The 10,822-nt window shown below is 61.1% G+C and carries 15 protein-coding genes; 9 read left to right on the top strand and 6 right to left on the bottom strand.

All coding sequences use genetic code 11. The annotated features are described in order from the left end of the window. From ACIQ3Q_RS21450 to ACIQ3Q_RS21470, 5 genes are all read left to right on the top strand, one after another. The coding region (locus ACIQ3Q_RS21450) for a hypothetical protein (RefSeq protein WP_396271272.1) at window positions 1-468 on the top strand (468 nt) is incomplete at its 5' end. Between the two features lie 123 nt (window positions 469-591). Continuing rightward, a complete protein-coding gene (locus tag ACIQ3Q_RS21455; RefSeq protein WP_396271273.1) occupies window positions 592-1,656 on the top strand; it encodes an acyltransferase family protein in 1,065 nt (354 codons plus the stop codon). A 102-nt stretch (window positions 1,657-1,758) separates the two neighbouring features. Further along, on the top strand, window positions 1,759-2,049 hold the full coding sequence (locus tag ACIQ3Q_RS21460) for an antitoxin (protein ID WP_396271274.1): 291 nt from the start codon (window positions 1,759-1,761) through the stop codon (window positions 2,047-2,049). A gap of 5 nt (window positions 2,050-2,054) precedes the next feature. Continuing rightward, entirely contained in the window at window positions 2,055-2,456 is a 402-nt protein-coding gene (locus ACIQ3Q_RS21465) for a type II toxin-antitoxin system VapC family toxin (RefSeq protein WP_396271286.1), read from the top strand. Next, window positions 2,453-2,920 carry a GNAT family N-acetyltransferase gene (locus ACIQ3Q_RS21470; RefSeq protein WP_396271275.1) on the top strand — a complete coding sequence of 156 codons (468 nt, stop codon included), beginning with the start codon at window positions 2,453-2,455 and terminating at the stop codon, window positions 2,918-2,920. Before ACIQ3Q_RS21465 ends, ACIQ3Q_RS21470 begins: the two co-directional genes overlap by 4 nt. A gap of 21 nt (window positions 2,921-2,941) precedes the next feature. Here ACIQ3Q_RS21470 and ACIQ3Q_RS21475 read toward each other — a convergent pair whose 3' ends face one another. Together ACIQ3Q_RS21475 and ACIQ3Q_RS21480 are read right to left on the bottom strand one after the other, a co-directional pair. Continuing rightward, window positions 2,942-4,171 (bottom strand): type II toxin-antitoxin system HipA family toxin, encoded by a 1,230-nt coding sequence (locus tag ACIQ3Q_RS21475; RefSeq protein ID WP_396271276.1) that lies wholly within the window; start codon window positions 4,169-4,171, stop codon window positions 2,942-2,944. Beyond that, window positions 4,168-4,503: a helix-turn-helix domain-containing protein gene (locus tag ACIQ3Q_RS21480; RefSeq protein WP_396271277.1), complete on the bottom strand. Its 336-nt coding sequence runs from the start codon at window positions 4,501-4,503 to the stop codon at window positions 4,168-4,170. Before ACIQ3Q_RS21480 ends, ACIQ3Q_RS21475 begins: the two co-directional genes overlap by 4 nt. A 203-nt stretch (window positions 4,504-4,706) precedes the next feature. Between ACIQ3Q_RS21480 and ACIQ3Q_RS21485 the strand changes: the two genes are divergently transcribed. Continuing rightward, on the top strand, window positions 4,707-4,955 hold the full coding sequence (locus ACIQ3Q_RS21485; protein WP_396271278.1) for a type II toxin-antitoxin system Phd/YefM family antitoxin: 249 nt from the start codon (window positions 4,707-4,709) through the stop codon (window positions 4,953-4,955). Between the two features lie 72 nt (window positions 4,956-5,027). Further along, window positions 5,028-5,168 carry a PIN domain-containing protein gene (locus ACIQ3Q_RS21490; protein ID WP_396271279.1) on the top strand — a complete coding sequence of 47 codons (141 nt, stop codon included), beginning with the start codon at window positions 5,028-5,030 and terminating at the stop codon, window positions 5,166-5,168. 76 nt (window positions 5,169-5,244) lie between these two features. Here ACIQ3Q_RS21490 and ACIQ3Q_RS21495 read toward each other — a convergent pair whose 3' ends face one another. Beyond that, window positions 5,245-5,652: a nuclear transport factor 2 family protein gene (locus tag ACIQ3Q_RS21495; RefSeq protein WP_396271280.1), complete on the bottom strand. Its 408-nt coding sequence runs from the start codon at window positions 5,650-5,652 to the stop codon at window positions 5,245-5,247. A 91-nt stretch (window positions 5,653-5,743) separates the two neighbouring features. On the opposite strand from ACIQ3Q_RS21495, the gene ACIQ3Q_RS21500 reads away from it, so the two are divergent. Next, a complete protein-coding gene (locus tag ACIQ3Q_RS21500; protein WP_396271281.1) occupies window positions 5,744-6,697 on the top strand; it encodes a LysR family transcriptional regulator in 954 nt (317 codons plus the stop codon). Between the two features lie 14 nt (window positions 6,698-6,711). On the opposite strand, the gene ACIQ3Q_RS21505 is transcribed toward ACIQ3Q_RS21500, so the two are convergent. Both ACIQ3Q_RS21505 and ACIQ3Q_RS21510 read right to left on the bottom strand, forming a co-directional pair. Then, on the bottom strand, window positions 6,712-7,281 hold the full coding sequence (locus ACIQ3Q_RS21505) for a GNAT family N-acetyltransferase (protein WP_396271282.1): 570 nt from the start codon (window positions 7,279-7,281) through the stop codon (window positions 6,712-6,714). Between the two features lie 24 nt (window positions 7,282-7,305). Next, window positions 7,306-8,550 carry a hypothetical protein gene (locus ACIQ3Q_RS21510; protein WP_396271283.1) on the bottom strand — a complete coding sequence of 415 codons (1,245 nt, stop codon included), beginning with the start codon at window positions 8,548-8,550 and terminating at the stop codon, window positions 7,306-7,308. A gap of 55 nt (window positions 8,551-8,605) precedes the next feature. Between ACIQ3Q_RS21510 and ACIQ3Q_RS21515 the strand changes: the two genes are divergently transcribed. Further along, on the top strand, window positions 8,606-9,061 hold the full coding sequence (locus ACIQ3Q_RS21515) for a transposase (protein ID WP_396271284.1): 456 nt from the start codon (window positions 8,606-8,608) through the stop codon (window positions 9,059-9,061). 402 nt (window positions 9,062-9,463) lie between these two features. On the opposite strand, the gene ACIQ3Q_RS21520 is transcribed toward ACIQ3Q_RS21515, so the two are convergent. Beyond that, complete coding sequence (locus tag ACIQ3Q_RS21520) at window positions 9,464-10,423, bottom strand: toll/interleukin-1 receptor domain-containing protein (protein ID WP_396271285.1); 960 nt, start codon at window positions 10,421-10,423, stop codon at window positions 9,464-9,466. Window positions 10,424-10,822 lie beyond the last annotated feature (399 nt).

The following is a 10,822-nucleotide window of genomic DNA, read 5'->3' on the forward strand; positions in this document are numbered from 1 at the left end:
CAACGTGCGGGCGACGGCTACCAAGCCATGCGCTGGGAAGACAGCAACAACGACCACATGCTCAGCAATGCGGACGCCAACTGGAACCAACTGCAAGTTTGGGTGGACGGCAACAGCAACGGCGTGACGGACGCTGGTGAGTTGAAGTCTCTGGCCGACCTGGGCATCACCAGCCTGAACCTGCAAGCCGCCACCGGCACCGAAGTGGACAACGGCAACTTGCTGGGCCTGGTGTCTGACTACACCACCGCTGATGGCGCCACCCACGCCATGGCCGACGTGTGGTTTGCCAAGGGTGAAGCCCCAGCGCCTGCCTTGGGCGAGTTGCTGGCCGCCCCGGCGGAAGGCCTGCTGCAAGAGACGTCCCAAGCCGCCACAGTGGCCCAGGCCGCCCCGGCTGCGGTGATGGCGCCCAACCTGGCCAGCCTGCTGGACGACGAAGCGCTGCGCCGCCAAGTGTTGATCTAGGGCCACAGCTCGCGCCACTGTGCGCGAGTGCCCCAGAAACGAAAGGCCGCAGGCACCACGCTGCGGCCTTTCTGCTTGGAGGCCCCATAAACTCGGCGGTACCCAAGGCCCCAAACCATCGCGATGCCCACGCGCCCGCTCCCCACCTCCGACAGAAAAGCTTGGATAGACATCGCCAAAGCCTTGGGCATTTGGCTGGTGGTGTGGGCGCACCTACCCCAAGGCAATTTGGCTGTGAAGGCGTTTTTCTACACCTTTCACATGCCGCTGTTCTTCTTTCTGTCGGGCTACTTGCTCAAGCCCCAGAGCCTGTGGCTGACCCTGCAGCTAGGCGTGCGGCGCCTGCTGCTGCCTTATCTTTTGTACGCCCTGCTGGCTTGGGCGTGTTGGCTGGCCTTGGCCGTATGGAAGCAGCCGGCCTTGTTGCAGAGTGACAGCTTGGTGCCCGGCTATGTGCTCAAGCCCTTGTTGGGCGTAGTCTATGCCGTGGGCGACTACACCGACAGCTCTTTGATGATCAACATGCCGGTCTGGTTCTTGGTGGGCCTCTACGTGATGGCCGCGATATTTGCGTTACTGCTCAGCACCCTCAGCCCGCTCAGGGCCTTGCTGGCCTGCCTGTGCTTGGCCACGCTGCCCTATGCACTGGCGCAGCAGGGTACGGACCTGCTGTGGTCCATTGACAGCGCTTTGATGGCGCTGCCCTTTTATGCCCTGGGGCACTACCTGGCCGGGGTATCCAAAAGCCCTCAAGCCCGGGCGCTGGCAGGGCGGATAGGGCAGGGGCCTGGGCGCGCTGTGTGGCTGTGCGGGGCACTGCTGGCTGGCGCGGTGACGGCTGCCATTGCCGCCCACAACGGACGGGTGGACATCAACCTGCTGCAATACGGCGCCAGCCCCTTTTGGTTCTATGCCGGGGGTGTCTCGGGCATTGCCATGGTGCTGCTGCTGGCCGTGGGCCTCTCGGCCTTGCTGCGGGGCGACTGGTTGTTGACCCTGTCGCGCGGCACCATCGTCATCTTGGGGTTGCACAGCATCGTGCTGGGCGGGCTCTTGTCGGCCATGCGCCTGCTGGGGCTGGAGCGCGGCACGCTGCAAGACGGCGCCGCTGCGCTGCTGCTGGTGCTGGCCTTTGTGCCCGTCATCCACTGGGTGGAGCGGCGGGCTCCGGTGCTGATGGGGCGTTGAAGGCTGGCTTCTGGCTCATACCTGGTTGGACAAGACTAAGCCTTGCTCCTTTGCGGCGCCTTGGCTACCATACACACATTGCGTACACACATGGAGGTTCGCGTGTCCATCAAGCCCTCTACCAACCCGCCCAAGGCGGCACAGACGCGCGTTTTCATGAATGGCAACAGCCAGGCCGTGCGCATCCCGCAGGAGTTTCGGCTGGATTGCCAGCAAGTGCAGATCAGCCGCAACGCCGACGGCGACATCGTCTTGCGGCCCGTGCCGCCCGTGCCCCAGCGCCGGGGCGACGCTTTGCTTCAAGTCTTGCAAAGCTTTGACCCCAGCTTTGTGCAAGCCCTCGAAGAAGAGCGCGCACAAGGCACGGCCTGGCAAGAGCGAGAGCCGCTGTGAACTACATGCTCGACACCAACATCTTGATCTACCTGATCAAGAAGCGCCCGGTGTCGGTGGCAGCGCGCATGAACAGCCTGGCCCCTTCTGACGGCCTGTGCATGTCCTTTGTCACCTATGCAGAGTTGCTGAAAGGCGCAGAGCGCAGCCAGCGCAAACCCGAGGTTTTGCAGCAATTGGCGGCGCTGCGGCGCCAGATCCCTGTTCAGTTCGACGCTGACGACGCCCTGTGCGCGCACCACGCGCAACAGTCTGCACGCCTGCAGGCGGCAGGCACACCCATCGGCGCGAACGACCTTTGGATCGCCTGCCACGCGCTGGCCCAAAGCTGTGTCTTGGTCACCAACAATGTGAGGGAGTTTGAGCGAGTGGTGGGCCTCACGGTGGAAAACTGGGTTGAGGAATGAAGGCTCTTGCGACCATCCACTACGCCCCCGCGCCGCCAGAGCGCGCGCAAAGCTACATCCTGCTGCGCGGCCAAACCCGCGAAAACGCCATCAGCCCGGCCCGCCTAGCGGCCTTGGGCATCACCGCCGAAAGCTGGGCTGCGGACATCCGCACCAATGTGCTGCAAGGCGTGCGGGCCGAGCATGAAGGCCAGATGGTGGGCTACTGCTTTGGTGACCTGCACACCGGCGAAGTGGTGGTGCTGGCCCTGCTGCCCGCCTTTGAAGGGCAGGGCATTGGCCAAGAGCTGCTGCGCCGCGTGATGGCCCTGCTGCACGAGCGCGGGCACCAGCGCCTGTTCCTAGGCTGCTCTACTGACCCGCAAGTGCGCTCTTACGGTTTTTACCGGCACCTGGGTTGGCGCAGCACGGGGCAGGTGGACGGGCACGGGGATGAGGTGCTGGAGTGGCGGGCAGGGGGCTGAAAGGTCTTACCCGCATCCGCCTCAAAAGCGGCGCTGCGCCAAGAGAAACGGCCTGTCCACCTCTTGCGCCAGCAGCCTGCAGTCGTGTGGGCTCACGCCACAGCGTTCGAAATGCGCCTGCCATCCGTCCACCACGCCAGCCACTTCGGCCGCAATGGCCGTGGCTTGTTGCAGCGTCAGCGCGAAAGACCGGTGCTCCGACAGCGCATTGCTCAAGGTGGACTCCGCACCCGCGCGGCCCACGCGCATCTGTTGATAGCCCAGCGCCTGCCCGGCGGGCAGCACGTCGAAGGCGGGGGCCAGCCGGAAGTACTGTTGCGCATCCACCAGCAGGGCATGGTTCTTCTCGTGGTCGTCCGTGTTGTCCATCAAGATGTTGAACACCATGCGGCGGAACAGCTCCGCACCTTCAGCCTCGAAGCGATCTGCCAGGGCCTTGCGCCTCAGCAGCAGCGCAAGCTCTGGGTAGCCCATGGGCTGACCGGCCGCCCGTAGGGCCACATGCGCAGACACAGCGTGCAGGCGGCACCCGGCTTGCCTATCAAACCGGCGCACCGCCACCGCGTGCCCGCGGGCCAGCGCAATGAGCCGTGTCTCGCACACTTCGATGCCCGCCTGCCGGGCCAAGGTCATGGTGGCGTGTTCTACCGCCGGGCTGTCTAGAGTGTCACCTTGCTCGGAGAACTTCACAACCCAGCACTCGCCGTCAATCTGCGCCAGGGCCTTGGGCCGGGCACCGCCCAGCGTGGCCCCGGGGGTGATCAGCCGCCGCAGCCGCTCTTCCACGGGCTCACCCGCTTCGACCTGACGCACCAAGGCTTCAATCAGGCCAATCTCATCCAGGCTGGCCATGGGGCCATGCCGTCTCGGCTCATAGGTGGCAGCCGAGGTCGACACCCCCAAGGCACCAAAGCGGTCATCACCCGCGAAATACAGAAACTCCAAGGTGGACAAGCGAGCAGGGTGGTCCAACAGGCGGATCACACGCTCGCCCCAGCGGTCGGGGCGGGCGTCGTCTACCGCGCCCACTGCAGAGCCTGCCTCGGTGGGCAGATAGGCCCCCGCCTTCAGCGGCAGGTCTTCACTCAGGGCCAGCCCGTTCGCGATCCAGCCGGGGTCGTACTCCAGCGAGACACCACCGGCTTGGCGTGCATGGCGGGTCACATGGCGCAGCGTGCCGACAAGCACGGGGCGCTCGGGCTGCGCCAGCCACCAGAGGTAAAGCTCATCGCGGACTTGATAGCTGCTCATGCCGCACCCTTGGCGCGGCGGGCTTGCCGCTCGCGCGCCGCGCGCAGGTCAAGCTCCAGGGCTCCCATGTCCAAGGCCGGGTCGGCCAACTCAGCCATCGCATCTGCGCGGCCCATCAGCCACAGCGCAGCGGCCCAGACCCCCATGCCAACGCCCGGGTCACCCGCCTCCATGCGCTGCAGCGTGCTGACCGAGACACCCAAACGCTTGGCCCAGCGCCGCAGAGATTCCTTGCGGCGCATGCGGGCCAGCGCCAGGTTAGCGCCCAAGGCCTTCAGCGCTTCAAGCACCTGTGGCGGCAGCCATTCATTGTGGGCAGAAGACTTTGGCATGTCATTAAACAGTACATTTTTGACGAAATGTACTCTCTAATGCTGCCTTTTGCCAGCCGTAGCCCAGGAGCGCAAGCCAGCCTGTTTCGGCGAGGGCTTGCTGCGGCATCAAGCCGCGCATAAAATGTGTACACAGTGATTCACAAAAGGCCGGTGGTGATATGGAAACCCCAAGAGTTGGCATTCGCGAGTTTCGAGCTGACATGGCGGAGTACATCGCCTCCAACGTCCCTGTGGCGGTGACACGGCACGGCCAGACGGTGGGGTACTTCATTCCCACGCAGGGGCAGGCGGAGTCAGACAGGGTGGCGCTCAAAAAAGCCAGCCAAGCGCTGGGTAAGCTTTTGGAGGCGCAGGCTGTGGATGTGGACACGGTGGTAGCCGACTTCAAGCTAGCCCGCAAAAGTAAGGCAGGCAAGCCGAGCAAAGCGCCCCGCACCAAGGCGGCATGAACACCAAAGCCATCGTCCTCGAAGGACCTGCCCGCATTGCTCGCCAAGCGGGGGGTTGATCCCGATCTGGCAATGCAGGTCTTGGACCAACTCCAGGCTGTTGTTCAGGCCTTGGACGCGGAGATTTATGCGGCCATGCGACAGCCCGCGTTAAAGCGAATTTCAGCGCGTGACGCCGAAGACTGGCCGGTGTTGGCCAGCACCACAAAGTAGAAGCCCACCAAAACGACCACGAATAGAGCCGGTCGTTCTAGCCACTGAGCATGCGTATTCATGCCCCGAGTATTCCTCAAGCCTGCGTCAGCACCTCAAACCGATCTTCCGTCAGCATCCAGCGGCCGTTGATCTCTTCCCAGCGCTCAACGCTGATGACGCCACCGCCAATGTTCATGGTCCAACGGGCTGACAAGATCATGGTGCGTGCGTCCAACTGGTCCAGCTTAATGTGCTCGTAATTCAGTTGCCGGGCGCCCTTGCTCAGCAGGTCGGCCCAGAAGGCGCGGATGGCCTCACGCCCGTTGAAGGTGCCAAAGGGCTTGGCCTCTAGCAGGGCTGTCTCGGTATAGGTGTCGGCGCAATGGGCAAGGTCACCGCGGTTGAAGGCATCCACCCAGATTTGGCTGCTGGTCAGGGCGCTCAGCAAAGCGCGAGAGTGGGTGGTGGCGGGCATGGTGGGGGTTGCGAGAGCAGTGGTCACGGTGGACTCCAGTGGTGAGGGGAAAGCATGGGCTGAAGTCTAGGTTTGGTGATATGGTTTGATAAATACGAACCATATTCACTAACTGTTCATGGATGTTGAACAAAAGAAGTCGCTGACCCAGCGCATGTTGGTGTTCCGCGAGGTGGTGCGCCACGGCAGCTTTACCGCCGCCGCAGAGGCCTTGGGCATCACCAAGTCGGGCGCCAGCCAGCATGTCTCGCAACTCGAAAAGTCCTTGGGCTTTCAGCTTTTGGTGCGCACCACCCGCTCTTTGGGGCTGACGGCCGCAGGCCACGCCTTGCTGGCCCGCGCCCATGAGCTGAGCAACCTGCTGGAGCTGGCCGGTGAAGAAGCCCAAGCCCTGAGCCAGCGGCCCCGTGGCCCGCTTCGCGTGGCCTGCCCTGAAGCCTTGGCCTCCAGTGTGCTGCTGCCCGCCCTGCGCGAGCTGGTGACCCGCTTTCCGGAGATAGAGCCCGACATCCTCATTGACGACGCCGTGGTGGACCTGGTGCGTGGCGGCATTGACCTGGCCGTGCGCGTGGGTGAGCAGGCCGACAGCAGCCTGCGGGCCCGCCAAGTTGGCCAGCTTCAGGGTGTGCCGGTGGCATCCCCGCGCTATCTGGCGGCTGCACCGCCCATCACCAGCGTGGCCGACCTGGCCGCCCACCCCTTTGTGGCCGCCCGTTGGCAGCAACAACAGCAAACCGAGCTGTGCCTCTATGACGCCCAGGGCCAAGCCCACACCGTGAACTGCCCCAAGCGCTACAAAATCGACAGCGCCACCATGCTGTGCGAATGGGTCATCCAAGGCAACGGCTTTGCCGTGCTGCCCGACCTGTTGGTGGCAGACGCCTTGGCCAGCGGCAGCCTGGTGCACCTGCTGGGCCTGCACGAGCGTGCCCACCCCGTCTACACCTTGCACCTCTACCAGGGCGAGCCGCCCATGGTGGTGCGCTTTCTACAAACCCTGGTGCAACAGCGCTTGGCCTTGTCGGGTGGGGTGCTGGGTAAGCGGGCGACTCAGGCTTTGGCCAAAGGGTAGGGCAGTGACGCAACTCAAGCCAACTTGGCAACCATCAGGTGATAGCTGCCTCGCAGCGCCACAAACTCAAACCCACACTGTTGGTACATAAAGCGCGCCCCATTCTCTGGGTGCACCGTCAACGCCACCTGCTGGTAGCCGGCCGCCGCCGCAGCGCCAAGCGCACGCAGCATCAAGGGCTTGCCGTAACCCTGGCGTTGAAACTGCGGCTCCAGGGCGATGCCCAATTGCGGCGTGGCCTCATCCACATAGGCCAGGCCCACCTGGAGTGGCAAGAGGCGCATCCAACACGCGCCAGCGTCTTCACCCGCTACCACGGCCACTACCCCCACATCCGAGGTGCGGCCCCATCCCTCGGCATAGATGCTGACGCCGGGGTGTTGCAAGACCTCCAGCGGGCGCACAGGGGCAGGGGGTGGGTCCCACAGGGCGATGTGGAGCCAGTGCCAGAGGGCGGGCTGGTCGGCGCGTGTTAACGCGCGGAATCTGATTGAGCCATCAGGCTGTATGGCCAAGCAGGGGTCTCCAAACTCGTTGTCAAAAAAAGCACTCTGCAGTTGTTGGTTGCTCAGGCCCTCATTCACTCATACTCAATGGCGTCAGTTGGGTCATTTGTCCTGAGAAGCTACATCTAGCCTGGGTTTCTTGGCACTCCCAGCGGAAAGTCTTTGCTCATTTAGTTGCTCACGAAGTGCCTTTAGCTCCTCAAGCTGGAGTCGCTGCTGATCAAGTGTCTGCTTTTGAAGTCCTTGCTGCTCCTCCATGAACAATTTCTGGTCATTCAGCGTCTTCTGCAAGCCCTTTATTTGCTCGGTATTACCAACGTCAATGTCCTTGGCGACGTAGACTTGCCAAATCGTCGCTGCCACAGTCACAACGATAGAGGCGGCTATCCCGAATACAGTCCACCCCAAATTGGTCGCGGCTCGTGCTGACTCCACCAAAGCAGCATCGCTGCTTGCCTTGGCTTCTTCTTGACGGCGTCGCACATCGGCGAACCATTCCGGCAATACTCGCGCAACCATGGTTTCCTGAAGTGCGCCGATGCGCTGAGTCATCTCTGTCATTAGCTTGACGGCCAACTCCGAGTTTTCGGCATTCTTCAATGAAGCGCGGCCAAGGGCCGAATCCTCCGGCCTAATGATCGTCAGCTCTGGAGGTCGGATTCGAGCGCCCAGGTTGCTTGCACTGCTAGATGACTTATGGAGCTCGTCAGTGAAGGCCTGCGCCTTATTGACGTGATCTAGGATGGACCCCAGAGGCTCAAGAGTCGCCTGCTGCTTCCGCAACTCTTCCATGAAACGCCCCACGCCCGAAGATGGCAACAGGTCACTGAAATTGACCATCTGTGCGACTGCTCCCAAATCGCCTTGAAGCTTGCTCAGTGTTGATTCAGTTAGGAAGGAGAAGTTCGACTGCATCGATTCGTACAACTTCTTCATCTGATGCTGCGCTTGCTCGCTGGAATGCTCGAATGCACGCCTAGCAGCTTGGCCGAGCGAAAGAAGGTCAGTCGGCGGGTTCTCTTCGTGCCATCGCTGCAGTTTGGCGATGACCGGGCCGAGTTTGGCTATGTCTGCGGCGACAAGGGCGGCGGCGTCTTCCGGACTGAGTGGCGACCGCTCGCTCTTGTCAGCAAAGCGGTTGCACAAGTGCCGCAGCACCTCCTGTCCTACCGTTTCGTCTGCTTCCGCCCTATAGGCCTCTGCTGAATAGCCTTGGCCGCCTACGTACAAGATGCCAATAGATGTATCTACTGCTTCCTTGGGTGGAAGGAGATTGCCGAGGTCCAATCCCTTGGGCTTTTTGTTGTCCTCGGGTTGAGGCACAGCTTCGTCGGTTGAATTAGTCATGGCAATATGTTGCCACGCCCTCAGGTCTCGCCTCGTCCCCTGACTCCTCGCTCTTTTGACAAACACTTTTGCCAAACCAAAGCCTCAACGGGGAGTACTTACGCAGCCCATCGGCCTCATCACTGCGTTGGCTGTGGTCGCCACCGTCGATGACTTCACCCAGTTCAAGTCGGCCAAGCAGTTTGGTGGCTGGACGGGGCTGGCTCCCAGTCAAAACTCTTCCGACTTTAAGGCCAAGGTGGGCGGCATCTCCAAGCGTGGCGATGTTTACCTGCGAACCATGTTGATCCAGGGTGCCAAGTCGGCGGTGATGACCGCCCACAAGCGCAATGACCTGATCAGTCTGTCGTTGGTCCAACTCAACGAACGGGTCGGTTGGCAGAAGGTCATCCTGGCTCTGGCTAACAAGAACGCCCGCATCTTGTGGTGCGTCTTGCCGCGCGGGGATCGGTTTGACCCGAACCTTGTCCTCAAGCGATCCGTGGCTGATCAAGAGGTCGCCGCAGCGTGAAACACAACCACAGTTATTGGCGGGCGTGCGCGCAAGGAGGTACTGAAAGGTCAGACAGGCGGCAGGTGAACTCGATAACCCTTTTGTGCTGGCATTGCGTCAAGTACACGACGACAGAATAGAGCACTACCGAGCGGTTCATATCATGGGCCGAGGAAAAACCTGAACAACCCCGATGTCATAAATGGATTCTGTCTCTCTCAGCTACACCACAGTGCACAGCCACTACCCCAGTGCAGAGCCGATGCTCGGTCAACTCGATAACCCTTCTTCGACAGCAATGTCACGCTGAGTGAGTGGAGTCTGTGTGTCGGCTCATCTTGAATCTTTCAAACGCAGCTACTTAGAAGAAGACCAGCGCTTGACCGGTGCGGAAGTCCTGTCAGAGCGGTTAGTCGTCCGTCATTCGGCTCCATACCAACGGTCAATGTCGTCTGAGCTGTCAGTTGGTGAGTATGGTCGCTTCAGCCGTACCACTTCCCATTTGGTGCTGGGCTTCAGAACGACGCTTGCTGGGATTCGTCCAGACACTTCGCGGATTACAAGAAGAAGGCCGGTCCCATTCTCCCTGAGCATCCACTTCTCTAAATACTTGAACGCTTCGAACTCTCCATCAAGTAATCGATAGACCGCATCAAGGACGTCTTGCACGGATGTTTCCTGGCCGACCTCAATGTATTGTTGTCGCTGATTCTTCGCCCCTTTGCCCAGATCCAGCGAGACTGTGTAGTAGTCGTGCTTTTCACGTGGCGTTGCCTCATTGAGTATTGCCGATGACAAGAAGCCAACCAAGCGTCTATCGAGGTGCTCCTTGATTTCAGAGACAGCATCGTCGATCGACAGTTGCGGGGCCATGTCCCGCTCCCTGCTCGGCACTCGGAGAACCTCGAGCAGTTTCGCCACGGCTTCGTCGAGTACGGGTTTTGCCATTTCTTCGTCGAAGTGGATCCCGTACTTGTTCAAGAGCTTCTCAGCAAATCGCCGCAATGAGTTGTAGTCCGACAGAAGATAACTTTGATACATCGCAAGCGGGTATGGCACGTCGCTAAGGGAGTCGATTCCTACACATACCGGGATCACGTCGCAATCAGGGTTAGCGGCCCCATAGCCGCTTTCGAACAAGAGCCACGGCCGGGCTATGCTCGTCGGTGTGAGCAACGCGATAACCGCCTTGCTTGAAGCTAGTCGCTGTCGGATTTCGTCAAGCCAAACATGTCCTGGCTTGAGGCCGCCTGTACCTGTCGGATCCGAAGAGTGCCAGACCGAAACTTGATTCAGTGACATTCGAGTAATGGCTCGTCCGATGACATCCGCTAGTGCATGATCGCGGGAATCGTGGCTCAGAAAGACGTGATGTGGCATAGCGAACTCTCAAGGAGCGAAGTACTGGAGAACGACACCTAGACAAGATGGCTTAGTAAAAACCGGCGGCCCATCTCCAGCGCAAACGTAGGTTGCAGCCAGGGGCCTGCAGTGCTACACCAATGCACCTAGCAGGTGGTCTGCTTGGGCGTTGCCGATATGCACAGGAGTGGGCCGTGAGTGAATCTAGCACGCTGTTTGTCGGGTTGGGCGCTCAAAAGGAGACCATTTATGTCGCACTCGCCTTCCCGTGTCGGGAGGGCGAACTGCGGCGCTTAGCAGGCTGCTGAAATACCGACCGGTTGTGATGGTCGAGCGAGGCGCAGCGAGGACAATGTGAGCATCTCGATCTGAGAGAGACCTATGCGCGGCGCCGACACCTTCACCGAGAGCCTGTTC

The sequence above is a fragment of the Ideonella sp. genome (assembly GCF_044358605.1).
Taxonomy (GTDB): Bacteria; Pseudomonadota; Gammaproteobacteria; order Burkholderiales; family Burkholderiaceae_C; genus Ideonella.